A 25,999-nucleotide genomic window follows, 5' to 3' on the forward strand; every position below is an offset into this window, starting at 1 on the left:
TTTTTTCATGCGGCCTGCGAACCCGGACGAAGATGCGCTTAGCCTTTGTGGTGCTCGTCGCGGTTGCCGCCGCCCGAATGCTGGTCGGCGTGTTGAGGCTGCGCCTGAGGATGAGGCTGCTGTGCTTGCTGCGGACGCGGTTCCTGGCGCGGCTGCTGCGGTTGCGGATGAAACTCCGGCCGAGGTTGCTGCTGCGCCTGTTGCGCACGCGCCTGCTGCTGCGGCTGCGGATGAAACTCCGGCCGCGGCTGTTGCTGCACCTGCTGCTGGCGCGGCTCAGGACGCGGCTGCTGCATGGGCTGCGGATGATAATCCTGACGCGGCTGCTGTTGCTGCTGCACCGCCGGGTTCTCCGCGGGATGCGGCGCGCCGCGCTGCTGTTGCGCCATCTCCGGCACTCTTCCCTGCGGCTGCGCGCCAGGCTGCGCAGCGACATCCGGCCGCCCCGCCTGTTGTTGCGGACCGCCGTGCTGCTGGGCCATCGGCGTGTGCGGCTGCGTCCACGCCGGCTCGTGGCGTTCGTTGCCCGCCGGCTGCTGCGCTGCCTGCTGCGGCATACCGCGCTGCTGCTGTTGTTGCTGCTGTGCCCATGCCGCCGGGTTGCCACCGTTCGCTTGCGGCGGACGTGGCACACCGTTTGACGGACGTTGCATCTCGCGAGGCTCCTGGTGCTGGTTGGCCATTTGCGGCGGCATGCCCGGCCGCGTTTGCGGTTCGCCGCCATGCGGCGCTTCGCCCGGCCCCCGACCGAACTGCTGCCCACCGCCATGCGCCGCTTCGCCCGGCCGCTGTCCAGCCTGCTGTTCGCCGGCGGGGCCGCCCGGCGCGCCCGCCGCCATACCAGGCGCCCGTCCCGCGATATGCGACTGCACGACCCGCACGTTCTGCACGGGCAGCGCGCTCGGGCCGCCCGCCATATGCGCCGGCACCGACGTCCGCACGACAGGCTGCCCGGCGCCCGACACCCGTCCGCCGCTTTGCGCGAAACGCTGGGCGAGGCTGTCGTGATAAGCCGCCGGCATCGCCGGACTGTGGGTCGCCACGACCGGACGTCCCATTGTCGCGGCAGGGGGCCGGTAATTCGCATTGCGCAGACCCGGCCCGAAACTCTCCCGCACTGGCGCGATTCCCGGGCCGCCCGGGTTGATCTGCGCGTTGCGCCATTGCCGCGGATCGACCTTCTGGGCGAAGCGTCCCACCGGCTGGCCGTGCACGAAGGCGGTCGCCGGCATTGCGGTCACGCCGCCCGGCGCGCGGTAGTTGATATACGTGTTGTGAATGTTGGTCACATTCACGTTGCGGTTGTAGTTGTTGACGATCGTCGTCCGGTTGACGCGGTCGTAGTAACCGGGGCTCCAGTGATCGTGATCGCCCCAGTGCGGATGCCACGGCTCGCCCGGGCCGAGCGGGAACCACGCGACGCCGGCCGCCACCGCGCCGCCGATCGCCAGATCCACGCCCCAGTTCACGCCGCCGCCACCGCCGCCCACGAAAGCGACGAGCGCGGGCGCATAGACGGGCGGCTCGCTGACCGCGACCGGCCCCGGCACCCATGCCCATGTGTCGTCGATCTGTGCCCAGCGGCCGTAGTGGTAAGGCGCGAAGCCCCACGGCGCGTCGTCGACCCAGGTCCAGCCCCACGGCGCCTGCCATACCCAATGGCCGTCGTGATACGGCGCCCAGCCGGCGGGTGTCGCGCGCGGCACCCACACTTCGCCGTACTGCGGCGAACTGCGCCACGTGCCGTTGGCGTCGAGATCCTGATAGCCGGGGATGTCGCGCGAGACGTAGCGCGCCGATACCGAGCGGTCTTCGGCGGCGTCGCGGCTTGCGGCCCACTGGTCGAAGCCGTCGAGGCCGGGTGCGCCGTTGTCGGCCAGCTGTTGCAGGTTGGTGCCACCGAAACGGATCTGCTGTCCGGCCTCGAGCGGCACCTGGCCGCCGTCGCCGTACACCGTCGCGCTGCCGCTGCGCACGGTGACGGTGGTGCTGCTGCCGTCCGGCGCGACGTCGACGCGATAGTCGCCGGGGCCGTTCAGGCCGAGGGCGAGATTCGGCGTGTCGATTTCATACGATGAGCCCGGCGCGAGTTCGCGCACACGCGCCGACAGGGTGCCCTGAGCGACTTTGAGCTGGGCGCTGGTGTCGTCGAGATTCAGCAGGTCGAGGCTGGTGGTCGGGCCGAGGCGCACCGCCGTCGAGCCGATGTGAAGCTCAGAGCGGGCGTTCTGATCGTTCCACAGCTGGTCGCCGGTGGTGAGCGGCCGGTTGATCTGCGCGTACGACCAGTCGCTCGCCCCGGCCGGTTCCGTGGTGACCGCACCGGCCGTGTAGTTCAGGCGCGCGACGCGGCCCGGCGGATCAGTGTTCTGCATCGCGGCGGCGGCCTGAGGTGCCTGCTGGATTTCCTGCGCGAGCGGCGCCTCGGCTGCGAACAGGAACGTGGCGGCTGCGATCAGCGTATAGCCGACGACCCGGCGGCTCGAAGGGAAGTGTGGGGTGACTGTTCTCATGATTTATCTCCGACGGACGCGGCCACTTGCGGCGTCCGTGCAGTCACTGTACCCGTGGCGTTTGTTTCAAGGCCCCCACTTTTGTAAGGCCGCCTCGCTAGCGTGTAACAAAAGGTCTCGATTCAGCGCTCGGTAAAGCGATTCGTAAGCGGATTGCCGGTTTTTCGCTAAGACTTAGTGCGGCGAGAGCCGCCTTACGCAGCCAGAAACGCGTCGAAATGACGATGCCCAGCCGGCGTGATGCGCAGAATCCGCGGCCGCTCCGTGCGTTCCACCCACCCGTGCGCCGACCACGAGTCGAGCAGCGCCGCGCCGAGGGCGCCGCCCAAGTGGGGCCGCCGCTCGCTCCAGTCGGGACAGGTGCAGGCAAAACGGCGGCGCCGGCTCTTCTGCGCCGACATGTCGATGCCCCAGTCGGCGAAGCGGGCGGCGCCGTCGGCGGTGGCTTCCAGCGACGTGCCATGCAGCGTCAGCAGGCCGCGTTCGATCAGCCGCTCGAACACGCGCACCGACAACTCGCCCGCCATATGGTCGTAGCAGGTGCGCGCAAAGCGCATGTCGAGCGGCACGGTGCGCGCCGGGCGCGGCACCGGACGCTGCGGTGCGCTGACTTGCGCGACATTGGCGAGCGCTTCGATCGACGCGGCGATGTCGGGCGAGGCAATCCGGAAATAGCGATGCCGGCCGCGCACTTCGAGCGCGAGCAGGCCGCCGTCGGTGAGGCGCGCGAGATGGGCGCTGGCCGCCGACGGCGAAAGCCCGGCGATCATCGTCAGCTCGCCGGCCGGGCGGGCGCTGCCGTCCATCAGCGCCCACAGCATCGCGGCGCGGCCGGGATCGGCGAGCAGCGCACCGATGCGGCTCAAGCCTGGGAAATGGTTCTGTTCGTCTGCGAGGGTGGCGCTCATCTGACGTCTCCGAAGGCGCCGCGAATAGGGCGCCATGCACTCCACTGTATCGGGCTGGGTGATTCGATGTTTCAGCTTAGCGTGAACTATCGAATGCGGCACCTACGAAAACCCGGCGCACGCGGTCGGCCGGCCGGGAGGACGGGCGTTCCTGCCGGCGCGTCGGTACCGCGCAGGCCCGCCAGGCTAGAATCGAAATCTGTCCTTGCGGGAACACGTTGTCATGAAATCTCTTCTTGCCGTCATTGCCGCCGCTCTGCTGCTCGGCGCCTGCGCGCAAGGCGGCGCCGGTTCGGGTTCGGGTTCGGGCGCGGGCACCGGCAGCATCACCATGTACGGCACGATCGACGAAGGCATCACTGTCCGCAAGTAAGCGGCCGACCGGCGCGTTCTGGAATAAACACAGGTCGACCCCGGCGGCTGGCAGAAATTGATGCATCATTGTCATCTCTGCCATCCGCAGCCATGTGACGATCGGGTCATCTCACTTCCGCCGCCCGGAACCTATCGATGCCACCACCGTCCGCCGCTTCCGTCTTTCCCGCCCAGCCGACTGGCCTGCGCGACGCCGGCCCGCACGAGCGCCGCGCCGCGCGTGTGCTGGCCGTGTGCCAGGCGCTGTATACGTCATCGGTATCGATCGATCTGACGCTGACCGGCCTGGTCGGCTACACGCTCGCCGACGACAAGGCGCTCGCCACGCTGCCGTTCTCGCTGATCACCGTCGCCGCCGCGCTGACCACGATCTTCGCGTCGTTCCTGATGGCGCGCATTGGCCGGCGCGCGGGTTTCGTGCTCGGCGCGGGCGTTGGTGCGCTCGGCGGTGCGGTTTCCGTGTGGGCGATTTTTCACCACAGCTTCTGGCTTTTCTGCGCCGGCACGGCGACGGTCGGCGTATTCCAGGCTTTCGCGCAGTACTACCGACTGGCGGCCGCCGACGCGGTCGGCATCGAAGGCAAGAGCCGGGCGATTTCGACCGTGCTGGCGGGCGGCGTGGTGGCCGCGGTCTGCGGGCCGCTCCTTGCCGCGTGGAGCAAGGACTGGCTGGCGCCGGTCGCGTTCGCGGGTTCGTATGCGCTCGTAACGGGCTTCGGGCTGTTGTCGGTGGCGCTGCTGGCGACGCTGTATCGCGACGCGGCACCGGCCGTGAGCACGGCGGCGAGTCACGAGGCGGCGCGGCCGCTCGGCGAAATCGTGCGGCAGCCGATCTTTGCGGCGGCTCTTGCCAATAACGCGCTCGGCTACGCCGTGATGATGTTCGTGATGACCGCCACGCCGATCGCCGCGCTCGCTTGCGGCCACACGATCGGCGACGGCGCCGCGATCATCCAGTGGCACCTGGTCGGCATGTTCGCGCCGTCGCTGTTTTCCGCGCGGCTGATCAAACGCTTCGGCGTGCTGCCGGTGATCGGCGCGGGTATCGCGCTGTCGGCGCTATGCGGCGTCCTCGCCTTGCGTTCGACCGATCTGCCGCATTTCTACGCGGCGCTCGCTTGCCTCGGCGTGGGCTGGAATTTCATGTTCGTCGGCGGCTCGACGCTGCTCGCGCAATCGTACCGGCCGTCGGAGCGCGCCAAGACACAGGCGACCAGCGAATTCACGACGTTTGCGTTTTCCGCGCTGGGCTCGCTGTTCGCGGGCCAATTGCTGGCCCGCTTCGGCTGGGCGACGATCAACGCCGCGATATTTCCGCTGCTCGGCGCGGCGGCGCTCGCCACGCTCGGCTACGCGTGGTCGCGCAAGCGGCAGGTGGCGAGGGAGGTGTCCTGATGGCGGCGCGTCATATTGTTTTCGCGGTTGCGCCGGATCTGGTGCTGCTCGATGCGTGCGGGCCGCTGGAGGCGTTCTGGCGCGCGGAGTTGACGGTCGCGGCGACCGCGGGCGGAGGCGCCGCTGGTATCGCGAACGGCGTTGACGGTGCCGGCGCCGGCGAAGCGGGTAAAGCCGCCGGTTCGGCCGGTAGTGCGGCGCGACCCGTGGCCTATCGCACGACGGTCGCATCGATCGACGGCGGCATAGTGCAAACTTTCCCCGGCCTGCCGATCGTCACCGAACGGCTCGATTCGCTCGCCGACCAGCCCATCGACACGCTGATCGTCCCCGGCGTCCCGGTCGACGAACCCTGCACGCTGCAGCCGGAGCTGGTCGCATGGATCAGACGCCATGCGACGCGGGCGCGGCGGGTGTGCTCGGTGTGCACCGGCGCGTTCTATCTGGCGGCGGCGGGGCTGCTCGACGGCCGCCGCGCCACCACGCACTGGCGCGACGCCCCGCACCTCGCGCGCCGCTTTCCGAACGTCCACGTGGAGCCCGATCCGATCTTCATCCGCGACGCGGGGCGCCGTGAGGGCGAGGGCGTGGTCTGGACTTCGGCGGGCGTGACGGCGGGTATCGACCTCGCGCTGGCGCTGATCGAGGAGGACGTCGGCCACGCGGTCGCGATGCAGGCGGCGCGGCGGCTCGTGGTCTTCATGAAGCGGCCGGGCGGCCAGTCGCAGTTCAGCGCGGCGCTGGCGGCGCAGGCCTCGGCGAACGGACCGTTCGAGGCCTTGCATAGCTGGATGGCGGCGCATTTGCGCGACGATCTGTCGGTGGAGCGGCTCGCCGAACGAACCCGGATGAGCCCGCGTACATTTGCACGCCGCTATGTCGACGAGGTCGGCCGCACGCCGGCCAAAACCGTCTCGGCGTTGCGGCTGGAAGCGGCCTCGCGGGCGCTCGCCGAATCGCGCCGGCCGCTCAAGCGGATCGCCCTCGACTGCGGCTTTGGCAGCGAACAGAACTTGCGGCGGGCGTTCTTGCGGCGTTTCGGCGTGCTGCCGCTCGATTATCGCGAGCGCTTCATGTCGGCCGGTACGCCGCCAAGCGAGACTGCGTTCGAGGCTGCCCAGCCGGGTTGATGACGGGCGCGAAGCAAAAGCACTGGGAAAAGCCCACGCCGCACGCACGCTCGACCGCTTTCCCCCGGCCGCCGGCCCGGGCGCGCGACGCGGTCAATATTGCGCTCGTATAATCGCCTCCTTTCAATGCATCGATTGACCGGAGTCAAGATGAGCACCCCTGCCGCAGCGCCGCTGGACCGTTCCGAAACCACTTTCCGCTTTCTCGCCGAACCGACCTCGGTCAACTTCGGCGGCAAGGTGCACGGCGGCGCGTTGATGAAGTGGATCGACGAGACCGCGTACGCGTGCTCGGCGGTGTGGTCCGGGCGTTACTGCGTGACGGTCAGCGTGGGCAATATCCGCTTTCGCCGGCCGATTCTGGTCGGCAACCTGGTCGAGCTGCGCGCCCGGGTCGTGGCGACGGGCCGCACCAGCATGCACATTCACGTTTCGGTGCAGGCGGGCGACCCGAAGGGCGGCGAACTGCTGCAAACCACGGATTGTTTGATCGTGATGGTCGCCGTCAACGAGAACGGCCAGCCCGTGCCCGTGCCGGCCTTCGTGCCGGAGACGGACGAACAGAAACGCCTTGCCAGGTACGCGATCGATGTGAAGGAAGCACTCGACGCGATCGTCGAACTGAAGCCGGAAGAAGTGGCGCAGGGGAAGGTTTAAGCGGCGCCCTTCGCGCCACTCGCAGGGCCGCGGGAGCGGTGTGTCCGCGCGGCCTGCCGTGTCGCAAACGATGCCGGGCGGTTCAAACACCCTGGCCTCGCCACTCGATCCCGCTGTGCCGTACCCAGTGACGCGGCCGATCACGCCGCCGGATGCCCGACCATATCGTTCGGCCGCACCCATTCGTCGAACTGCTGCTCGGTGACGAAGCCGAGCGCAAGCGCCGCCGCCTTCAGCGTCGTGCCTTCCTTGTGCGCCTTCTTGGCAATCTTAGCGGCCTTGTCGTAACCGATGTGCGGATTGAGCGCCGTCACCAGCATCAGCGATTCGTTGAGCAGCGTATCGATACGCTCGCGGTTCGGCTCGATGCCGACCGCGCAGTTGTCGTTGAAACTGTGCGCGCCGTCGGCGAGCAGGCGCACCGATTGCAGCACGTTGTGCGCGATCATCGGCCGGAATACGTTCAACTCGAAGTTGCCGCTCGCGCCGCCGATATTCACCGCGACGTCGTTGCCGAACACCTGCGAGCAGAGCATGGTCAACGCCTCGGACTGGGTCGGATTGACCTTGCCCGGCATGATCGAACTGCCCGGCTCGTTCTCCGGAATCGACAGTTCGCCCAGCCCGCAGCGCGGGCCGCTTGCCAGCCAGCGCACGTCGTTGGCGATCTTGTTCAGGCTCGCCGCCACCGTCTTCAACGCGCCATGCGCGAACACCAGTGCGTCGGCCGCGGCCATCACTTCGAATTTGTTCGGCGCCGAGACGAACGGCAAACCGGTCAGCTTGCCGATGGCGGCCGCGACCTTGTCGGCGAATTGCGGATGCGCGTTCAAACCGGTGCCGACCGCGGTGCCGCCCTGCGCGAGTTCATACAGATGCGGCAGTGCCGATTCGACGTGACGAATGCCGTGTTCCAGTTGCGCGACGTAACCCGAAAACTCCTGCCCGAGCGTAAGCGGCGTGGCGTCCTGCAAGTGCGTGCGGCCGATCTTGACGATGTCGGCGAACGCCTTCGCTTTGCCGTCGAGCGTATCGCGCAGCGTCTTCAGCGCCGGCAGCAGATGCTTGACGATCGCATAGGCCGCGGCCACGTGCATGGCGGTCGGAAACACGTCGTTGGACGACTGGCCGCGATTCACGTCGTCGTTCGGATGCACCTTGCGCGCTTCGCCGCGCTCGCCGCCGAGCAGCTCGCTCGCACGGTTGGCGATCACTTCGTTGAGGTTCATGTTGGTCTGCGTGCCCGAGCCGGTCTGCCAGACGGCGAGCGGAAATTCATCCGGGTGCTTGCCGTCGATGATCTCGTCGGCGGCCTGCATGATCGCTTTCGCCTTGCTCTCGTCGAGCACGCCGAGGCCGAGGTTGACTTCGGCGGCGGCGCGCTTGATGACGGCCAGCGCGGTGATGAGTTCGGGCGATTGCTTCTCGGTCGAAATGCGGAAATTCTGCAGCGAGCGCTGAGTTTGCGCGCCCCATAGACGAGCGTTCGGCACGGCGATTTCGCCGAATGTGTCGCGCTCCAGTCGTACGTCTTCAGTCATGTTCAACTCCGCTTCAAAGTTCTGCGTTGACGGGCAATAGGGAGAATAGACCTGTTAGCGCATTCCGGTACAAACCGGCCTGTGGATCGAATATGTAGGTGCGGCGCGTGCCGTCTTCGACGTCGCTCCACACGAGCGGGGAGAGCGGCGCGCCGATCGAGCGCAGATAGGCAAGTTGCGCGTCGTCCGCGAGCGTGACGCGATAACTTTCCTCGGGCGACGTGGCACGTTCGAAGATTTGCGCCACCTGTTCGGCGAGCGGCGGGCTATGGATCACCAGCGCCAGTTCGGTGTTCAGATTGGCCGAACGCGGATCGAGGTTCATCGAGCCGATCACCAGAATCTTCCGATCGATCACATAGGTTTTTGCATGCAGACTGGCGCGCGAGCGCGAGCCGGCGAAGCCCACGCGCGGCGAGTTCTGCTGCGGCTTGAATTCGTATAACTCGACGCCCTGGCGCAGCAGCGGCACGCGAAACGGACTGTAGCCGGCCTGCACGGCGACCGCGTCGGTGGCGGCGAGCGAGTTGGTCAGCACGGCGATGCGCACGCCGCGATGCGTCAGTTCGCCGGCTGTCTTCACACCGGCGTCATGCGGCACGAAGTAAGGCGAGATGACGAGGAAGTCTTTCTGCGCATCGCGCATCAATTCGCCGAGCCGCTGCATGGGCGGGCTCACATAGTCCGGCGACGGATGCACGATCTTCTCCGGCAAGTCCGCTTTGAACTCGGCCGGCGCCCAGGTGAGGCTGAGCTGATCTTTGGCGATCTGCGAAGCGAGCGGGGTGGCGTTCAGCGGTTTCGCGTTGTACGGATCGGCGTTGGTGCGCCAGTGCTGGCGCAACTCGTCGCGAGTCTGGTCCAGTTCCTTGGCGTCGAATGTCTGCTTGTTCAGCACGCGCAACGGATAGGAGATGCTGCTGTTCCAGTAGTCGTCGAAGCTCGCGGAGATGTCGGCGGTGATGGGACCCGCGGCCAGCACGTCGAGATCGCGGAACTGCAGCGTTTCGCTCGCGCTGAAATATTCGTCGCCGAGATTGCGGCCGCCCACGATCGCCAACTGATTGTCCGCGATCATCGCCTTGTTATGCATGCGGCGCGTGAAATGGCCGATTTGCGTGAACACGTTCGTGGTGCGTTCGAACATGCCTTCCTGCGCGCTGCCGAACGGATTGAACACGCGAATCTCGATGTTCTCGTGCGAGTTCAACCCCGCCATGATGCGGTCGATGTCCTTGAAGTTGAGATCGTCGACCAGCATGCGCACCCGCACGCCGTGATCGGCCGCATAGAGCGCGGCACCGAGCAGCAGCTTGCCGGTGGTGTCCTCGTTGGCGATGTAGTACTGCATGTCGAGGGTTCGCGTCGCGGCGCGCGCGAGGGCAATGCGCATCTGCAAGGCGTCCGTGCCGTTCGGGAGGATCCGGAAACCGGATTGATCCGGATGCGCGGCTTCGAGCGGCGCGAGTGCTGTGCGAAGCGGGGTTGTTTCCGTAACGGGCAGGGCGTGTGTGACGTGCCGGTCGAACTCGGTGGCCGGCGGCCTGGTGGCACAGGCGGCCAATAGTGCCGTGGCGCAGCACAGCAGGAAGAATTGTCTCGTTGTGCCCCAGGCGGACTTGCCGTGGGGTCCGCGGAGCGCGCGCTGGCGTTGCAGTGCGGCCCTGCTTTGATCTGGATGCGACGGCACGCTTTTCCCCCTGGTTTGCTGGCTTCTAATGGCGACAGCGGGCGACAGCGCGCGAGTCGTTCACGCTGTCGAGAAATGCATTCTAAGGGGAATCAGGCAAGCGGGTTTCTTTGTTCCGCTCGCCGCTCGCGGGGGGCGACGCGGTTCGACGTGGCGCGGTCGCCAAGCGAACGCGCCACGCGTCACTGCGTGAAAATCGGATTAGCCGTGCTCGGCGTGCAACGCCTGATCGCTCTCCACACGCGTCGAGCCTTTTGCGGGACGTCCTGCCCAGTAACCGGCGAGCAGCGAGCCCGACAGGTTGTGCCACACCGAAAACAGCGCGCCCGGCAACGCCGCGATCGGCGTGAAATAGAGCTTGCCGAGCGTCGCGGCGAGGCCCGAGTTCTGCATGCCCACTTCGATGGCGAGCGTGCGGCACACCGCTTCGTCGAAGCCGAGCAGACGGCCGCCCCAATAGCCGCCGAGCAGGCCGATGCCGTTATGCAGCACCACGCCCAGCATCACCACGAGGCCGACCGATGCGATGCTCTTCTGCGTGCCGCCCACCACCGCGCCGATGATCAGCACGATCGCGACCATCGAGATCAGCGGCAGAACCGGTTCGATCCTGCGCACGATTTTGCCGAACAGATGATTGACGATCAGCCCGATCACGATCGGCAACGCGACGATCTGCAGAATGCTCATCAGCATGCCGTGCACGTCGACGGCGATCGAGGCGTCCACGTAGAGCCGCGTGAGCAGTGGCGTCGCGAATACGCCGACCAGGGTCGACAGCGCGCTGATCGTCACCGACAACGCAACGTCGCCACGCGCCAGATAGATCATCACGTTCGACGCCGTGCCGCTCGCCACGCTGCCCACCAGCACCATGCCGGCGGTGAGATCCGGCGGCATGCGCAACGCCTTGGCGATCACCCATGCGGCGAGCGGCATGACGAGATAGTGCAGCACGATGCCGGCGATCACCGGCGCGGGCCGCGTGAAGACACGCTGGAAGTCGGCCACCGAGAGCGTGACGCCCATCGCGAGCATGATGATGGTCAGCAGCGCGGTGACGTGCGGCGCGATGCCGGAGAACGAAGCGGGCGAACTGTACGCGGCAATCGAAACGAGCACGGCCCAGAGCGGGAAAAGACGGGTGACGCGGGCAAGCATGAGGGGTGGTCCTTGATTATGTTTTATCGCGAGAAGCAGGGTCGGTCGAGCGGCACGACACCGGTGGTGGCGTGCTCGCCGGAGTCTGCCGCGTGAGCGCGGCAAGCCGTGATGGCGGGAGATGAGCCTTCGGGCGGCGCTGGCCTTTTTGAGGCGCGCAGGTGGGTTTTCGGCGCATGGGCGCGGATAGGCGGCCGTGAGTCGGAACGCCGCATTCTACCTGCCACGGCGAACGACTCGCGTGCCTATGGTTGCGCGTGCAACCAGCCGCGCCGTGCCGAAACGCCTTGGGTGAAGGCAGCGCGAAGCGGAGCCGGCACGCGCCGCGAACCCGGCTTCAAACGGATTCGACCGGCTGTGCCGCGGGCGCGGCCGGCACGCGCCGCAGGCTCAGTTTGTGAAAGCGCAGTGTCATCAGCAGCGCGACGCTCGCGAGACCGGCGGCGAGCCCCCACCACAAGCCGCGCGCGCCGAGGCCGAAGTGAAACGCCAGCGTGTAGCCGGTCGGAAAGCCGATCACCCAGTAACCGAACGCGGCGGCGATCATCGGGACACGGGTGTCTTTGAGGCCGCGCAGACAGCCGGAACCGACCGTCTGCATGCCGTCGACGATCTGGAAGATCGCGGCCACGCCGAGCAGCGAACTCGCGAGCGCGACCGTGGCCGCGTTGGCCAGGTCGTCGAGATGCAGATAGAGGCCGACGATCCAGTGCGGCGCGGCGATCAGCACGAGGCCCGACAGCGTCATGAAAGCGACGCCGAGCGCGAGCGCCACGAACCCGGCGTGCCGCGCGGCGAGCGGCTGGCCGGCGCCGGACCAGAAGCCGACGCGCACGTTGGCCGCCTGGCCGATCGCGAGCGGCACCATGAAGGCCACCGAGGCGACGTTCAGCGCGATCTGATGCGCGGCCAGCTGCGATTCGCCGAGCAGGCCGACCATCAGGCCGGTGGCGAGAAAGAGCGTCGACTCGACGCCGTAGGTGATCGCAACCGGCCAGCCGATGCCGAACAGTTCGCCCATCAGCGGCACGTTCGGCCGGGTGGCGACGACGAAATGACGATAGCGCGGCCGCAGGTGTAGTAGCGCCATCAGCACGAGCGCACTCAGCCAGACGGTGATGGAAGTGGCGGCCGCCGAACCGAGAAAACCGAGCCGCGGCAGACCATAGGCGCCGTGGATCAGGCCGTAGTTGAGAAAGCCGTTCACGCCGACGCTCACCAGCGACACCCACAGCAGCCGTTTGGCCGCGCCGATGGCCGGCAGGAACGAGCGCATCAGGCCGACGCCGATCAGGCTGCCGAGCGAGCCCCAGCGCAGCACCGCCGCGTATTCGCCGACGTTGTGGGCGAGCAGCGCGGGTTCGCCGAAGGCGAGCAGGATCGGCGTGGCGAACGAGAGCAGGAAGAACGCCGGCACCGACAGGAGCACGGACAGCACCAAGCCCGTCCAGTAGATATGCGGCACGCGGCCTTCGTCCTGCGCGCCGCGCGCGTGCGACACACTCACGCTGACGGAGGTCAGCACGCCTTGCAGCAGTGTGACCACCACGAAGAACAGGTTGGCGCCGAGGCCGCCGGCCGCCAGCGCGTCGGGGCCGAGCGAGCCGAGCAGGATCGTGTCGGTGACGCCCATCGCCATTTGCGAAAGCTGCGCGATGGCGAGCGGCGCGGCGAGACGGGCGGTGTCCGCCACGTGGCGGGTCAGGGTCGGCGGCCGGGCGGCCACCCGGGTGAAGCCGGATTGAGTCATGGAGCGCTTGGCGGCGGATGTGGCGACAGCGCGACGGCGGGCGCGGTAGTCGCGCGGGCGGTGGCGAAGGCGGCGGCTCGGAGAGCCTGGACGAAAGCGCGAGGCAAGCGCCAGCCGGAGGTGTCAGCCGATTGTTTGTTTGTCGAAACTGAGAGCTTATTGCTTAGGCGCGGCGCTGTCGATGGAAGAAGCACGATTTTGGTGCGCGCGCCCCTCCGAGTTTTCGGAACCGCGGGAGATGGCCGCGCCGTCAGGCCTCGTGGACTGCAATCCGCGTATCGCCGAGCGACACGACCTGTCCCGCGCGGATTTTGCAGGTTTTACGCGTTTCGACCCGGCCGTCGACGGTGACCGCGCCGTCCGCCACCATCATTTTTGCCGAGCCGCCGCTATCCGCAAGCCCCGTTATCTTCAGGAGATTGTGCAGTTCGACGTAGTCGCCGGTAAGGGTGAAATCGAGATTGGGCATGGCGTTTGCGCCTTCGGGAAAAGGGTTCGCATCATAAGCCAGAAGCTTGCCCTGGATGAAGTTCGAGGTGTGCGCCGTGATGATGTGAGCATCTGCAAGCAGATGTTATGCGGTTGTCAGAAAGTGAAACGTTGCGTAACGCCGATCGCAAAACAAGAACTTCACTCGTAAAGTGCAGGTCAGTGGTAAAGCCTGCCGGATTTATTCGGTAGCGAGCAGACCGGGCGAGGCACGCAGAGCGCGCTCGCCGAGCGCCTCGACAATGCGCAACGCCAGACAGGCCGCCCGCGTCACAACAACTTTAGAGAGGATGAGTCATGACCCAGATTCGAACGCTTCTGATCAATACCGCCGTTGCCGCCGCTGTGACAGCTTTCGCGGCCGGCGCCGCCATCGCGCAGACCGCGCAACCGGCTGAGGGGACGAACGGCCAGCCGCAGGTGCAGGCGCAAGGCGCCGACCTTGCGCCCGCTGCGCCCGCCGCTCAGGGCGTGCAGCCGGTGACGCCGCCGCCGACGCGTCTGACGGCGTCCGGTTCGACCGACCCGCTGGTGCAGAAGCGCGACGCCAATGCGAAGGCTAACGCCGAGTATCGCGCGTCGAAGAAGGCGTCCAAGGCCGAGCTGAAGGATCAGCAGAAGGCCGCCAAGGAGCAGTACAAGGATCAGGTGCGCGGCGCCAAGATCAACCAGAAGGCGGACAAGCAGGCCGCCAATAACGAAATGAAGATGGAAATGCAAGGCCAGGCGGGCGTCCAGTCGGACGGCGCCGACGTCAAGCACTGAGGCTGAGCGTCCAGGCGGTCGCGTGGCGGTGTGCATGGCCGTCGCGGCCGCTTTGACCGGGCGCGTTTGAAGAATCACGTGGTTCAGGTTTTTCGTTTCACGGAGGTCTCGCATGAGTATCAACCCGTCCCTGAAGTCCAGAATTTACGCCGCCTTGATCGCGGGCTGCCTGTCATCGGTTGCCTTCGCTCAGGCTAGCGATCCGGCCGCGGCGCCGGTCACCCACGCCGACAAGAAGGCGGCCAAAGAGCAGTCGAAGGCGGACAAGAAAGCGTCCGTCGCGCAAGCCAAGGCCGACAAGACGAAGACCGAGGCTCAGGCCGACGCCGACAAGGCCAGCGCCGACGCCAATCTGAAGGATGCGAAGAAGCAGTAGGCAACGTCGCTGTTCGCAACGCACCGGCGTGTGAATGTCATTGCGTTGCGGCTTCGACGAAAGGCCCGTGCGCTTTCGAGCCACGGGCCATTTTTGCGCGCGATTCAGATGCAGCCGCCGCCGCGCGCCGCGCGCCGGGCGCGTGCGGAGCGCCGAGCGAAAAAAGGGTCGCTTGTCTACGAGGGTTGTATGGATATACAGTATGCGTCGCCATATTGAATCCACCCCAAGCCCAAACCGATCGTGCTCTCCGTCGCCGAATCCCCGTCGTTCGATACCGCCGCGTGGCTCGCCAAGCTCAACGACGCGCAGCGCGAAGCCGTCGAATACGGCGCCGACACGCCCACCGCGCCACCCGGCGCATTGCTGGTGATCGCGGGCGCCGGTTCCGGCAAGACCAACACGCTCGCGCACCGGGTCGCCAACCTTGTCGTAAACGGCGCCGATGCGCGCCGCATCCTGCTGCTGACCTTCTCGCGCCGCGCCGCGCTCGAAATGATCCGCCGCGTCACGCGCATCGCCGGCGCGGCGCTCGGCACGCGGGCCGCGCTGGCGCAAGGGCTCACGTGGGCCGGCACGTTCCACAGCGTCGGCGCGCGGCTCTTGCGCGAGTACGCGGACCTGATCGGCCTCGCGCCGGCCTTCACGATCAACGACCGCGAGGATTCCGCCGACCTGATGAATCTGGTGCGCCATGAGCTCGGCCTGTCGGCGAAAGAGCGGCGCTTCCCGGCGAAGGGCACGTGCTTTGCCATTTATTCGCGCGTGGTGAACACCGGCGCGTCGCTCGGCCAGGTGCTCGACAACGCGTTCCCCTGGTGCCGTGAATGGGAGGCCGATCTGCGCGTGCTGTTTGCCGCCTACGTGGAGGCCAAACAGAAGCAGAGCGTGCTCGACTACGACGACCTGCTGCTTTACTGGTCGCTCATGGCCGCCGAGCCGGCCATCGCGGCCGACCTGTCGGCGCGCTTCGACCACGTGCTGGTGGACGAGTATCAGGACACCAACCGTCTGCAGGCGTCGATCCTGCTCGCGTTGAAGCCGGACGGCCGCGGCCTGACCGTGGTCGGCGACGACGCCCAGTCGATCTACTCGTTTCGCGGCGCGACCGTGCGCAACATTCTCGATTTCCCCGCGCAGTTCGATCCACCGGCCAAGCAGGTCACGCTCGAACGCAATTACCGGTCGACCGCGCCGATTCTGGCGGCGTCGAATGCGGTGATCGAGCTGGCCAGCGAGCGCTACACGAAGAATTTGTGGACCGACAAGGCGTCGGCGCAGCGCCCGCGTCTGGTGAGCGTCGCCGACGAGGCCGACCAGGCGCGCTACATCGTCGAACAGGTGCTCGAGGCGCGCGAGCAGGGCATGAAGCTCAAGTCGCAGGCGGTGCTGTTTCGCGCCGCCCATCACAGCGCCGCGCTGGAGATCGAACTGACCCGGCGCAACATTCCGTTCGTGAAGTTCGGCGGGTTGAAGTTTCTCGATTCGGTGCACGTGAAAGACGTGCTCGCCGTGCTGCGCTGGGCGGAAAATCCGCGCGACCGGGTGGCGGGATTTCGCGTCGTGCAGTTGCTGCCGGGCGTCGGGCCCGCCACCGCGGCGAAGGTGCTCGACGAGATCGTCGCGCGCGCGGGCAGCGGCAACCCCGCCGACACCGCCGGCGGCGCCCTGGCCGCCTTCGCCGCGCCGGCTCGTGCGCAGGAAGACTGGCATCCGTTCGTCAAGCTGATGTCGAGCGTGTACGGGCGGCAAACGCCGTGGCCCGCCGAATTCGAAATGGTGCGCCGCTGGTATGAGCCGCATCTCGAGCGCAACCACGAGGACGCGGCGATCCGTCATGCGGACGTGTTGCAGATGGAGAGCATCGCGGGCACGTATGCGTCGCGCGAACGCTTTCTGACCGAACTGACGCTCGATCCGCCCGACGCCACCAGCGACGAATCCGGCGTGCCGCTGCTCGACGAGGACTACCTGATCCTCTCCACGATCCATTCCGCGAAGGGGCAGGAGTGGCGCAACGTGTTCGTGCTGAACGGCGTGGACGGCTGCATTCCGTCGGACCTCGGCACCGGCAGCGAAGAGGAAATCGACGAGGAGCGCCGTCTGCTTTACGTGGCGATGACGCGCGCAAAAGAGGATCTGCATATCGTCGTGCCGCAGCGCTTTTACGTGCACAACCAGACGCATATGGGCGATCGGCACGTGTGGGCGTCGCGCACGCGCTTCATTCCTGCGCATCTGATGCCGCTGTTCGACGCCTATGCATGGCCGCGCGTGCCGGTGCCGAGCGCACCCACGGCGGCCGGGCTGGCGGCGGCCGCGCAGGCGAAGATCGAGATCGCGGCGAAACTCAGGAAGATGTGGGATTGAGAGCGCGGCGGCGCGCCGTGCGATCGACGCCGGGCGCGACGCGAGGAAAAGACCGTTAGCCTCGCAACGCGGCCTTGCAACGCGGGGAAATGAACGCTAGGCTCGCCGCCCTTGCCGCTATTGGGTGTGAGGTCGGGTGTGAGGTCGCTTCGGGGTCAGCGGCTGCGGTTGCGGCCAGCCTGTGGCAGAACGCGCCGGAGCCGTCCTGCTGCACACGCGGCGCTCCGACCCGAGATGCAGGTTGCCGGTGACTGGGCGCTGGTCTCCGTCCGTGCTGATTTTCAGCGCGACTGCCGTTGTTGCTGCTGCGGCGTCGGACGCGGCGGCACGAAGAAGTTGCGCAACCAGGCCGCCATACGCGAAAACACGTCGTACGGCTCTTCGACGAAAATCTCCGGTTTCAGCAAACGCAGGAATTCCATGATCTGCTGCGCTTCCTGTTTCTGGAACGAACCGTGCGAAATGCCCAGCCGCAACAGCCCGCGCAGTTCGCCGAGCTTTTCGCGCGCGGTGCTGCCCACGCTCGTTTCGCACGCCACTTTCGCCTCATAGACGCGCTGGCGCAGTGATTCGACCAGCCGCCAGGCCGGTGTCTGCATGACTTCCTCGAGCGCCTGAATGTCCTGCGCCGCGCTCTTGATCTGCGCCGCGAGCGGATCGATCAGCGCGGCGTCGCCTTCCGCTTCCTTGACGATCGCCGCCGCCCACTCCCGGCATTGCTTGGCGAGCTCTTCCGGCGTCCATTCCGAGCGGGCCGCGAAGCCAAAGCCGAATTCCCCCGCCTGCCGCATCAGGATCGCGACGACATCCGGAAACTCCTTGTCGAGCGTCCGCTTCGCCCAGGCGTACTGGCCGCCCTGCAACATCCGCTGAACCGCGTGTTCGGTCAGCGGCACCATATTGTCGAGCAGCTTGGCGCGCAGAAAATCCTCAAACGACGGCGTCGCGAACTGCGGATCGAGCTTCAGCGATACCCGCAGAAACGCGTCGAAATCCTTGCGCAGTGTCGCGATGGTCTCGTCTTTGAGCGTGAGGGTGATTTGACCCATGAGTTATCCCGTTTGGTCCTGCCGCGCGGCCTCGCCACACCACCGGCCGCGCGGGCCTTGGGAGACGCGGCGTTCGATGCCGGCGCGTTTGATTCCTGCCTGTGGCCGCGTAACCGGCGGGACGTATCCCAACGAGCGGACCTCGACTGCATAACGGCGGATCGGGGGGAAACTTAAGGGCGCGCGGGGTTGCGTCGCCCGCTTTAGAGCAAAGCGTCGCCCGGCGTGCGCGCGCGTGCCGCAGGCCGGATGAAGCCGACGCCGCCATCCAGGCGGCGTGCGCCTAGTTGAGCACCAGACCTTGCCAGGCGAAAAACACCGCCAGGCCGACCGCGATGGTCAGAAGCGGCCGCCGCGTCAACGCGCTGACGAGCACCGCAGCCAGCGCGCCGACCAGTTGCGGATTGCGCCAGGTCAGTTCGGCGTCGCTGCCGTGCGGTGAAACCGCCATCGGCACGATGATCGCGGTCAGCACGGTAACCGGCACGAAACCGAGGGCGGTGCGCACGAGCGGCGGAAACACCAACCGGTCGCCGAGCACGAAGACGGCGGCGCGGATCACCCAGGTGATGGCCGCCATGCCGAGAATCAGGACCACATAGTTCATCGCGACGCCTCCGCGGTGGTGCCCGTGCCGCGCAGGTTCGGGCGCGAGGTGGACAGCAGCACGCCGATCGCCACGCCCGCGAATACCGCGCCCAGCAGCCCGAGCTTGTACGGCCACGCTTGCCAGAAGAAGGCCAGCGTCCCCGCGGTGACGGCGGCCGCGATGTAGCGCAACGCGACGAGTTGCGGCACGACGATCGCGATGAAGGTGGCGACCATCGCGAAATCGAGTCCGAGCGATTGCAGCCCCGGAAACGCCGCGCCGAACAACAATCCGGCGACGGTCCAGAGTTGCCAGTTCAGGTACATGGCGAGACCCGCGCCGAAGAAGTAGTGCGGGCCGACCGTGCCGGGTTCCCGGTGCCGGTAATGCTCCCACGCGACCGCGAAGACTTCGTCCGTGAGCAGCGCGCCGAGCGCCCAGCGCCAGCGTGCCGACAGATGGGCCACGTGCGGTGCGAGCGTGGCGCTATACAGCACGTGACGCAAATTGACCACGAGCGTGGTCGCCCAGATCACGGCGAAACTGGCGTGGCCGGCGATCAGGCCGAGTGCGATGAACTGCGCGGAACCGGCGAACACGACGAGCGACATCAACTGCCCGTGCCACAGGTGCAGCGGACCGGATGCGACGAGCGTGCCGTAAATGACGCCGAAAGGCGCCGCGCCGACCATCATCGGAATGATGTCGCGCGCGCCGGCGGTGAACTCTTTTAAATGCCCGTGGCTTGTGGGCTGGCTCGGGGTGGAATGGGTCAATCTTGCCTCCTTGGTTCGGGAAGCATAGCGGGGCCGGCCGGGGCTTGTACATTCTTGCGGCCGGGCGCGGCTTGCCAGCAATGCAGGCGCGAACGCCGCTTCAGGCGCCTTGCCAGCGTCCGGGCGGCACGCCGAACATGCGCCGGAAATGCCGCGTGAAATGGCTCTGATCCGTGAAGCCGCTGGCCGCCGCGACATCCGTAACGGATACGCCGGCGCGCAGTGGCGCGAGCGCGCGCTGCAAGCGCACCTGATTGCGCCATGCGTGCGGCGGCAGACCGGTTGTCTGGGTGAAAAGACGCGCCGCGTGGAATGGCGAGAGCCCGGCCGCCTGAGCCACTTCGGCGAGCGTGACGGGTTCGGCGAGCTCGCCCGTCAGGCGCTCCTGCATGAGCGCCACGCGTGGGTCGTCGGTGGCGAGGCGAGAGCGTTCCGGCCGCGTCTGCGAATAGCGCACCAGCAGCGTGGACAACGCGTCGAGCATGGCGGCCTCGGCGGCGAGCGCGTCGCCGCCGGCTTCCAGCAGGCGATGCGCGTGCGCCAGCCGCGCGGCCAGATCCGGATCGCGGATCACCCCGGGCGCAAACCACGGCAAGGCCTGCGGCTTGCCGCTGACTTCATTGGCGAGGGCGTGGATGAAATCCACCGGCGCATACATCACGCGATACCGCCAGCCCGCCTCGACCGCCTTCGAGCCGGTGTGCAGCTCGCCGGGATTGATGATCGGCACGCTGCCGGCTTCGGCGACATAGTCGGAACCGAGATACCGATAACCCTCGGCGCCCGCGACGATCACCGGAATCGTGTACGCGTCGTGCCAATGCGGTGTGAACTCGTGATCGTGGTACTCGGCCGTGAGCAGGTCCGCGCCGGGCAGAAGCGGCGTGCGCCAGTAGCGGGCGGAATCCTGGAAGCGATGGGCGGTGGTCATGGCGAAGGTCCGGCAGGACCGGTCAGTGTAGCGCGTCGTGACCGGCGCTGCTTCATCGGCCGAGGCTCGCGCCGCGGATTCCGTCCGCTGCGCGATGGCGCGGTTTCTTACCGTAGCTCGCGGTCCCTCGCGGATGCGGCCGGTTTTTGAAGTAGCTTGCCAGCGCCGGGTGATGCACTGTCTCGTGTCGCTTCGCGCGGCTGGCTGATGCGGCTAATGCGGCTATGCGCCGGCTTCCCGCCATCGCATCGGCCGGCTGCGGTTTGCCGGAGGGCGGGGCGCTTACTTCAGCGGGATCGTTGTGCCGGCCGGCATCGGCACGGCACTCACGCTATTTTTCGCGCTACCGCTGACGACCCGATCGCTGTACGTGAGATACACCAGCGAGTTGCGCTTCGCGTCGACCACCCGCACCACGTGCAGCGACTTGAAGATGAGCGACATACTCACCGAAAACACATCGGCCTGTTTTTTCACCGGGCCCGTGAAGTGGATTTCGCCGACCTGACGGCAGGCGATCGACGCTTCGGTGGGATCTTCCGCGATGCCGAGCGTCCCCTTGACGCCGCCGGTACGCGCCCGCGATACGTAGCAGGTCACGCCCTGAACTACCGGATCATCGTAGGCCTCGACGACCACGCGGTCCGAACCGGTGACATGGAAATTGGTATTGACGCTGCCGACTTCTTCGCTGTGTGCCGCGGGCAGCAGAAGCGCGGCAGTCGCCGCAAGCGCGATGCGCAACAGAGTGAGTTTCATGGGATCGCCAGAAATGGAGCGCCTGGGCTTGGCGCGGGATGCGTGCCGGAAACCGCCATCGTATAACGGCGAGCGGGTCATCGGGCTTTTGTGGATGAGCGCGGCGCGGCGCACCTGCCGCGCCTGGAATTGCGGCGCCAGGTGTTGAACAGGGGAGGGGAACCGGCGTAGGGAAATGGGACGCGCAAAAAGAAAAAGGCCCGCACGAATGCGGGCCTTTCAAATTTTTTGGCTCCTCGACCTGGGCTCGAACCAGGGACCTACGGATTAACAGTCCGGCGCTCTACCGACTGAGCTATCGAGGAACAGCAGTACAGCTTGATTAACTACAGCTTGATCTACATAAAAAAGCCCGTCTTGGTTAACGGGCTTTTGCAATTCTTGGCTCCTCGACCTGGGCTCGAACCAGGGACCTACGGATTAACAGTCCGGCGCTCTACCGACTGAGCTATCGAGGAACAGAACAACAACAGCAGAGAAACGAAATTGTAGGAGGAGCTTAAGCGGCTGTCAATACCCTGCGTTCATCTCGATTTCATTCGAATTCGGTTGCGTACGCGGGGGCGACGAGACTCAACGCACGAGCAGCTCGAGCTTTTCCTTCACGTCCTTGAACTCGTCGGCTTCCGGCAGCGGTGCCTTGGTCTTGGTGATGCTCGGCCAGCTTTTCGCGAGATCGGCATTCAGTTCGATGAAGTTCTGCTGGTCGCCCGGCACGTCTTCTTCGGCATAAATGGCGTTCACCGGGCATTCGGCCACGCACACGGCGCAGTCGATGCATTCATCGGGGTCGATCGCGAGGAAGTTGGGACCTTCGCGAAAGCAGTCCACCGGGCACACATCGACACAGTCGGTATAGCGGCACTTGATGCAGCTTTCGGTCACAACGTGAGTCATTCAGGCAGCTCCTGCATGCGGTATCTGGGGAGGCGCAAACGCCAAAAGCGCTATTGTATCGTAACGTCAAGAGGCGCATGCAGCATCGCACCACGGCTTTTATATGTTTTCGTGATTAGTTTATGGCGCGCCCAGGGACACGCCCTTCGCCCCGCTCCAATGAGGCCTGCGTCGGGCGCGCGGCGCGAGAGCCCGGCGGCGCGCGGAGGCCGGCCGCATTCGGGTAACATGCGTGAGGTCGGCGCGCACGGGGCGTGCCGTATGCACATGGTTGAGTCGGGCCTTTCGTGTCGGGCCTTCCGTTTTTCCTGCAGTCCAGTTCGCACCATCATGATTATTACTTCGCTGCTCGACACCGATCTGTACAAGTTCACGATGATGCAAGTGGTGTTGCATCACTTTCCCGCGGCGAACGTCGAATACCGTTTCCGTTGCCGTACGCCGAATGTCGATCTCGTGCCGTATATCGGCGAGATTCGCGACGAAGTGCGCAAGCTCTGCCAGCTTCGCTTCACCGACGACGAACTCGACTACCTGCGCCGCATGCGCTTCATCAAGGGCGACTTCATCGAGTTTCTCGCGCTGTTCCATCTGAACGAGAAATACATTTCGATCGAACCATCGCCCAAGGGCAATGGCGAAATCGACATCGAGATCAAGGGACCGTGGCTGCATACGATCCTGTTCGAGATTCCGATGCTCGCGATCGTCAACGAAGTGTACTTCCGCAATACCCAGCAAAAGCCGGACTACAGCGAAGGGCGCGGCCGTCTGGTCGAGAAGATCAAGCTGCTCGGCGCGCGTCCGGAATTCGCCGACTGCAAGATCGCCGACTACGGCACGCGCCGCCGTTTCTCGAAGCAATGGCACGAGGAAGTGATCCTCAAGCTGAAAGAGGGGCTCGGCGAGCAGTTCGCCGGCACCAGCAACGTCTTCTACGCGATGAAGCACGGCCTCACGCCGCTCGGCACGATGGCGCATGAATATCTGCAGGCGTGTCAGGCGCTCGGTCCGCGGCTGCGCGACTCGCAGATCTTCGGCTTCGAAATGTGGGCCAAGGAATACCGCGGCGACCTGGGCATCGCGTTGTCCGACGTGTACGGCATGGAAGCGTTCCTGCGCGACTTCGATATGTACTTCTGCAAGCTGTTCGACGGCGCGCGCCACGATTCCGGCGATCCGTTCGACTGGGGCGAACGTCTGCTCAAGCACTACGAAGCGAATCGCTGCGACCCGCGCACCAAGATCCTCGTGTTTTCCGACGCGCTCGACATTCCGAAAGTGCTGCAACTCTACGAGCGCTTTCGCGGCCGCTGCAAGCTGGCATTCGGCGTCGGCACGAATCTCACCAACGACCTCGGCTACAACCCGCTGCAGATCGTCATCAAGATGGTTCGCTGCAATGGCCAGCCGGTGGCGAAGCTGTCGGACTCGCCGGGCAAGAACATGTGCGAAGACAAGGCTTACCTCGCTTATTTGCGCCAGGTGTTCGGCATTGCGCAGCCCGAGGAAGAGGCGGCGAAGTAACGCGCTTCCCGCTTGGCTTCCTGGTTGGCTACCCAGCTGCTGTAGCGTAAGCCACGTGTGCGATACGCGGCAATACCCCGTTTGGCCAGGGTGGCCGCGCGCAGGGCGGCCGGTATAATTCCCGCCATCCCGCACGGCTGTCGACACGAGGATTTCGCACATGGATACATCGATTGCCCGACGCAACATTCTGGCGCGCATCCGCGCAGCACAAGGGCGTGAGCCGGAGCCGTCCGCTGTCGAGCGCGAGGCCGCCGCCGACTACGTGGCGCGCCATCCTGCCGGGCCGCGTCCGGAGATGCCGGCCGACCTCGTCGCCCGCTTCATCGAAGAGGCGCGGAAAATGGCGACCACCGTCGATTCGGTTCAGGCACTGAGCGACGTGCCGGCGGCGGCGCATCGCTACCTCGTGCAGCATGCATTGCCGCTGCAGGCGATCGCCTGGCAAACGCTGCAGGAGCTGCACTGGGCCGAAGCTGGCCTCAGCGTCGAATTCCGCAAGCCGCAAGACGGCGACGTGGTCGGTCTCACCGGCTGCTTCTGCGCCACCGCCGAGACCGGCACGCTCGTGTTGCTGTCCGGACCGGAAACATATGCGTCGGCCGGTCTGCTGCCGGAGACGCACATTGCCATCGTGCCGGCTTCGCGCATCGTCTCGGGTCATGAAGAGGCGTTCGGACTGATCCGTAAAGAACGCGGCGAACTTCCGCGCGCGGTCAATTTCGTCTCCGGGCCTTCGCGTACCGGCGATATCGAGCAAACCATCGTGCTCGGCGCGCATGGGCCTTACCGGGTGCATGTAATCGTCGTGCAGGGCGCCTGAGCGGCAAGCGCGGCGGTGCCGCGGGTCGCCTGGTTTCAGGCGCGGCTGCCGGCAATAACAAGGACTTCAACGCTATGAAAGGACGTGCCTTCTTTACGGGCATGGGGCTCGCGGCTGCATTGACGCTGGCTGGCTGGCCGCAACCGGCGTCGGCCGCTACGCTCGACGGCGCCACTTTGTCGGCGTTGTGGGGGCTGCCGTTCGCGGGCGTGCTGCTGTCGATCGCCGTGTTTCCGCTGATCGCGCCGGCGTTCTGGCATCACCATTTCGGCAAGATCGCGGCTGCGTGGGCGCTCGTGTTCCTCGTGCCGTTCGCGCTCAGCTTCGGTGCCGGCGCAGCGTTCGGCACGCTCGTGCATGCGCTGCTCGAAGAATACATTCCGTTCATTGTCTTGCTGACGGCGCTGTACACCGTGGCGGGCGGTATCTGCGTGCACGGCAATCTGCATGGCACGCCGCGTCTGAACACGGGGATTCTCGCGCTCGGCACGGTGCTGGCGAGCATCATGGGCACCACCGGCGCGGCCATGCTGCTGATCCGCCCGTTATTGCGCGCCAACGACAATCGCCGGCACGTGGTTCATGTGGTCGTGTTCTTTATCTTCCTGGTGGCGAACGCGGGCGGCTCGCTCTCGCCATTGGGCGACCCGCCGCTCTTCCTCGGCTTTCTGCAGGGCGTGGGCTTCTTCTGGACCACCGTGCATCTGGCGCTGCCGATGCTGTTCGTCTGCGGCGTGTTGCTGTTCGGGTTCTATGCGCTCGATTCGTACTATTTTCATCGGCGCGAGGAAGAGCGCTCGCGCTTTCTCGATCCCACGCCTGATTCGCCGCTGCTCGGCATGGATGGAAAGATCAATTTTGCGCTTCTTGCCGCGGTGGTCGCGCTCGTGCTGATGAGCGGACTGTGGAAGCCGGGCGTGGAGTTCGACGTGTTCGGCACGCACGTGGCGTTGCAGAATGCCGTGCGCGATATCGCGTTGCTCGGCGTCACGCTGCTCTCGTTGGCGCTCACGCCGCGCGCGGCTCGCGCGGGCAACGACTTCAACTGGGCGCCGATCGAAGAAGTGGCCAAGCTGTTCGCCGGCATCTTCGTGACGATCGCGCCGGTCATCACGATTCTGCGCGCGGGCGAGGCGGGCGCCTTCGCCGGCATCGTCCATCTGGTTAATGACGCGTCGGGCCGGCCGCACGACTTGATGTACTTCTGGATGACCGGGCTGCTATCTTCGTTTCTCGATAACGCACCGACTTACCTCGTGTTCTTCAACCTGGCCGGCGGCGACGCGCAAACGCTCATGACCACCGGCGCCACCACGCTCGCGGCGATCTCAGCCGGCGCGGTGTTCATGGGCGCGAACACGTATATCGGCAATGCGCCGAACTTCATGGTGAAGGCCATCGCGGAATCGCGCGGCGTTCGCATGCCCGGGTTTTTCGCCTATCTGGGCTGGTCCGCCGCGGTGTTGCTGCCGCTGTTTCTCGTTACCGGCTGGCTCTTTTTTTGACGCCGAGGCATTTGAACTCGACA

General features: G+C 66.1%; 23 protein-coding genes and 2 tRNA genes. 10 read left to right on the plus strand and 15 right to left on the minus strand.

Features of this window, described 5'->3' with window-relative positions; translation table 11 throughout:
- Positions 1–38: 38 nt before the first annotated feature.
- Complete coding sequence (locus CJU94_RS10170; RefSeq protein WP_095418581.1) at positions 39–2,513, minus strand: DUF6600 domain-containing protein; 2,475 nt, start codon at positions 2,511–2,513, stop codon at positions 39–41.
- A gap of 194 nt (positions 2,514–2,707) precedes the next feature.
- The gene (locus tag CJU94_RS10175; protein WP_095418582.1) at positions 2,708–3,421 is read right to left on the minus strand and encodes an ArsR/SmtB family transcription factor; all 714 of its coding nucleotides are present in this window, start codon (positions 3,419–3,421) and stop codon (positions 2,708–2,710) included.
- A gap of 223 nt (positions 3,422–3,644) precedes the next feature.
- On the opposite strand from CJU94_RS10175, the gene CJU94_RS41370 reads away from it, so the two are divergent.
- From CJU94_RS41370 to CJU94_RS10190, 4 genes are all read left to right on the plus strand, one after another.
- A complete protein-coding gene (locus CJU94_RS41370; RefSeq protein WP_167397524.1) occupies positions 3,645–3,794 on the plus strand; it encodes a hypothetical protein in 150 nt (49 codons plus the stop codon).
- Between the two features lie 137 nt (positions 3,795–3,931).
- Positions 3,932–5,191, plus strand: a complete 1,260-nt coding sequence (locus CJU94_RS10180) for an MFS transporter (RefSeq protein ID WP_095418583.1) — start codon at positions 3,932–3,934, stop codon at positions 5,189–5,191.
- Entirely contained in the window at positions 5,191–6,321 is a 1,131-nt protein-coding gene (locus tag CJU94_RS10185) for a GlxA family transcriptional regulator (RefSeq protein ID WP_095418584.1), read from the plus strand. The genes CJU94_RS10180 and CJU94_RS10185 overlap by 1 nt, the downstream gene beginning before the upstream one ends.
- A gap of 150 nt (positions 6,322–6,471) precedes the next feature.
- Positions 6,472–6,978: an acyl-CoA thioesterase gene (locus CJU94_RS10190; RefSeq protein WP_095418585.1), complete on the plus strand. Its 507-nt coding sequence runs from the start codon at positions 6,472–6,474 to the stop codon at positions 6,976–6,978.
- A gap of 140 nt (positions 6,979–7,118) precedes the next feature.
- Here CJU94_RS10190 and fumC read toward each other — a convergent pair whose 3' ends face one another.
- From fumC to CJU94_RS10215, 5 genes are all read right to left on the minus strand, one after another.
- Positions 7,119–8,519 (minus strand): class II fumarate hydratase, encoded by a 1,401-nt coding sequence (gene fumC, locus CJU94_RS10195; protein ID WP_095418586.1) that lies wholly within the window; start codon positions 8,517–8,519, stop codon positions 7,119–7,121.
- A gap of 13 nt (positions 8,520–8,532) precedes the next feature.
- Positions 8,533–10,209: a phospholipase D family protein gene (locus CJU94_RS10200; RefSeq protein WP_095418587.1), complete on the minus strand. Its 1,677-nt coding sequence runs from the start codon at positions 10,207–10,209 to the stop codon at positions 8,533–8,535.
- 201 nt (positions 10,210–10,410) lie between these two features.
- Entirely contained in the window at positions 10,411–11,370 is a 960-nt protein-coding gene (gene panS, locus CJU94_RS10205; RefSeq protein ID WP_095418588.1) for a ketopantoate/pantoate/pantothenate transporter PanS, read from the minus strand.
- A gap of 337 nt (positions 11,371–11,707) precedes the next feature.
- Positions 11,708–13,120 carry an MATE family efflux transporter gene (locus CJU94_RS10210; protein WP_095418589.1) on the minus strand — a complete coding sequence of 471 codons (1,413 nt, stop codon included), beginning with the start codon at positions 13,118–13,120 and terminating at the stop codon, positions 11,708–11,710.
- Positions 13,121–13,370: 250 nt separating this feature from the next.
- On the minus strand, positions 13,371–13,589 hold the full coding sequence (locus CJU94_RS10215) for an RNA-binding S4 domain-containing protein (protein ID WP_095418590.1): 219 nt from the start codon (positions 13,587–13,589) through the stop codon (positions 13,371–13,373).
- A 317-nt stretch (positions 13,590–13,906) separates the two neighbouring features.
- On the opposite strand from CJU94_RS10215, the gene CJU94_RS10220 reads away from it, so the two are divergent.
- The 3 genes from CJU94_RS10220 (at position 13,907) to CJU94_RS10230 (ending at position 17,120) form a co-directional block, all read left to right on the plus strand.
- Complete coding sequence (locus CJU94_RS10220) at positions 13,907–14,374, plus strand: hypothetical protein (protein ID WP_095418591.1); 468 nt, start codon at positions 13,907–13,909, stop codon at positions 14,372–14,374.
- Positions 14,375–14,486: 112 nt separating this feature from the next.
- A complete protein-coding gene (locus CJU94_RS10225; RefSeq protein ID WP_095418592.1) occupies positions 14,487–14,750 on the plus strand; it encodes a hypothetical protein in 264 nt (87 codons plus the stop codon).
- Positions 14,751–14,993: 243 nt separating this feature from the next.
- A complete protein-coding gene (locus CJU94_RS10230; RefSeq protein ID WP_095418593.1) occupies positions 14,994–17,120 on the plus strand; it encodes an ATP-dependent helicase in 2,127 nt (708 codons plus the stop codon).
- A gap of 281 nt (positions 17,121–17,401) precedes the next feature.
- Here the strand turns inward: CJU94_RS10230 and CJU94_RS10235 are convergent, their stop codons facing one another.
- From CJU94_RS10235 to fdxA, 8 genes are all read right to left on the minus strand, one after another.
- Positions 17,402–18,169, minus strand: a complete 768-nt coding sequence (locus CJU94_RS10235; RefSeq protein WP_095418594.1) for a DUF4088 family protein — start codon at positions 18,167–18,169, stop codon at positions 17,402–17,404.
- 283 nt (positions 18,170–18,452) lie between these two features.
- Positions 18,453–18,776, minus strand: a complete 324-nt coding sequence (locus CJU94_RS10240) for an AzlD domain-containing protein (RefSeq protein ID WP_095418595.1) — start codon at positions 18,774–18,776, stop codon at positions 18,453–18,455.
- A complete protein-coding gene (locus CJU94_RS10245; RefSeq protein WP_095418596.1) occupies positions 18,773–19,534 on the minus strand; it encodes an AzlC family ABC transporter permease in 762 nt (253 codons plus the stop codon). Before CJU94_RS10245 ends, CJU94_RS10240 begins: the two co-directional genes overlap by 4 nt.
- Positions 19,535–19,634: 100 nt before the next feature.
- A complete protein-coding gene (locus CJU94_RS10250; RefSeq protein WP_095418597.1) occupies positions 19,635–20,465 on the minus strand; it encodes an AraC family transcriptional regulator in 831 nt (276 codons plus the stop codon).
- A gap of 282 nt (positions 20,466–20,747) precedes the next feature.
- A complete protein-coding gene (locus tag CJU94_RS10255) occupies positions 20,748–21,224 on the minus strand; it encodes a CreA family protein (RefSeq protein ID WP_095418598.1) in 477 nt (158 codons plus the stop codon).
- A 229-nt stretch (positions 21,225–21,453) separates the two neighbouring features.
- Positions 21,454–21,529: transfer RNA gene (locus CJU94_RS10260), tRNA-Asn, on the minus strand.
- A gap of 77 nt (positions 21,530–21,606) precedes the next feature.
- Positions 21,607–21,682 (minus strand) — tRNA-Asn (locus CJU94_RS10265).
- A gap of 115 nt (positions 21,683–21,797) precedes the next feature.
- Positions 21,798–22,121: a ferredoxin FdxA gene (gene fdxA, locus CJU94_RS10270; protein ID WP_091792539.1), complete on the minus strand. Its 324-nt coding sequence runs from the start codon at positions 22,119–22,121 to the stop codon at positions 21,798–21,800.
- A gap of 330 nt (positions 22,122–22,451) precedes the next feature.
- Between fdxA and pncB the strand changes: the two genes are divergently transcribed.
- The 3 genes from pncB to CJU94_RS10285 all read left to right on the plus strand — a co-directional run bounded on the left by pncB (position 22,452) and on the right by CJU94_RS10285 (position 25,976).
- Entirely contained in the window at positions 22,452–23,648 is a 1,197-nt protein-coding gene (gene pncB / locus CJU94_RS10275) for a nicotinate phosphoribosyltransferase (protein WP_095418599.1), read from the plus strand.
- Positions 23,649–23,808: 160 nt separating this feature from the next.
- The gene (locus CJU94_RS10280; protein ID WP_095418600.1) at positions 23,809–24,471 is read left to right on the plus strand and encodes a LutC/YkgG family protein; all 663 of its coding nucleotides are present in this window, start codon (positions 23,809–23,811) and stop codon (positions 24,469–24,471) included.
- Positions 24,472–24,545: 74 nt separating this feature from the next.
- Positions 24,546–25,976 carry a sodium:proton antiporter gene (locus tag CJU94_RS10285; protein ID WP_095418601.1) on the plus strand — a complete coding sequence of 477 codons (1,431 nt, stop codon included), beginning with the start codon at positions 24,546–24,548 and terminating at the stop codon, positions 25,974–25,976.
- Positions 25,977–25,999 lie beyond the last annotated feature (23 nt).

This window comes from Paraburkholderia aromaticivorans (assembly GCF_002278075.1).
GTDB lineage: Bacteria > Pseudomonadota > Gammaproteobacteria > Burkholderiales > Burkholderiaceae > Paraburkholderia > Paraburkholderia aromaticivorans.

Bases quoted from the DNA above. Each gene is read 5' to 3' on its own strand.
- CJU94_RS10170 (WP_095418581.1), bottom strand. From the start codon at position 2,513: ATGAGAACAGTCACCCCACACTTCCCTTCGAGCCGCCGGGTCGTCGGC.
- CJU94_RS10175 (WP_095418582.1), bottom strand. From the start codon at position 3,421: ATGAGCGCCACCCTCGCAGACGAACAGAACCATTTCCCAGGCTTGAGC.
- CJU94_RS41370 (WP_167397524.1), top strand. From the start codon at position 3,645: ATGAAATCTCTTCTTGCCGTCATTGCCGCCGCTCTGCTGCTCGGCGCC.
- CJU94_RS10180 (WP_095418583.1), top strand. From the start codon at position 3,932: ATGCCACCACCGTCCGCCGCTTCCGTCTTTCCCGCCCAGCCGACTGGC.
- CJU94_RS10185 (WP_095418584.1), top strand. From the start codon at position 5,191: ATGGCGGCGCGTCATATTGTTTTCGCGGTTGCGCCGGATCTGGTGCTG.
- CJU94_RS10190 (WP_095418585.1), top strand. From the start codon at position 6,472: ATGAGCACCCCTGCCGCAGCGCCGCTGGACCGTTCCGAAACCACTTTC.
- fumC (WP_095418586.1), bottom strand. From the start codon at position 8,519: ATGACTGAAGACGTACGACTGGAGCGCGACACATTCGGCGAAATCGCC.
- panS (WP_095418588.1), bottom strand. From the start codon at position 11,370: ATGCTTGCCCGCGTCACCCGTCTTTTCCCGCTCTGGGCCGTGCTCGTT.
- CJU94_RS10210 (WP_095418589.1), bottom strand. From the start codon at position 13,120: ATGACTCAATCCGGCTTCACCCGGGTGGCCGCCCGGCCGCCGACCCTG.
- CJU94_RS10215 (WP_095418590.1), bottom strand. From the start codon at position 13,589: ATGCCCAATCTCGATTTCACCCTTACCGGCGACTACGTCGAACTGCAC.
- CJU94_RS10220 (WP_095418591.1), top strand. From the start codon at position 13,907: ATGACCCAGATTCGAACGCTTCTGATCAATACCGCCGTTGCCGCCGCT.
- CJU94_RS10225 (WP_095418592.1), top strand. From the start codon at position 14,487: ATGAGTATCAACCCGTCCCTGAAGTCCAGAATTTACGCCGCCTTGATC.
- CJU94_RS10235 (WP_095418594.1), bottom strand. From the start codon at position 18,169: ATGGGTCAAATCACCCTCACGCTCAAAGACGAGACCATCGCGACACTG.
- CJU94_RS10240 (WP_095418595.1), bottom strand. From the start codon at position 18,776: ATGAACTATGTGGTCCTGATTCTCGGCATGGCGGCCATCACCTGGGTG.
- CJU94_RS10250 (WP_095418597.1), bottom strand. From the start codon at position 20,465: ATGACCACCGCCCATCGCTTCCAGGATTCCGCCCGCTACTGGCGCACG.
- CJU94_RS10255 (WP_095418598.1), bottom strand. From the start codon at position 21,224: ATGAAACTCACTCTGTTGCGCATCGCGCTTGCGGCGACTGCCGCGCTT.
- fdxA (WP_091792539.1), bottom strand. From the start codon at position 22,121: ATGACTCACGTTGTGACCGAAAGCTGCATCAAGTGCCGCTATACCGAC.
- pncB (WP_095418599.1), top strand. From the start codon at position 22,452: ATGATTATTACTTCGCTGCTCGACACCGATCTGTACAAGTTCACGATG.
- CJU94_RS10280 (WP_095418600.1), top strand. From the start codon at position 23,809: ATGGATACATCGATTGCCCGACGCAACATTCTGGCGCGCATCCGCGCA.
- CJU94_RS10285 (WP_095418601.1), top strand. From the start codon at position 24,546: ATGAAAGGACGTGCCTTCTTTACGGGCATGGGGCTCGCGGCTGCATTG.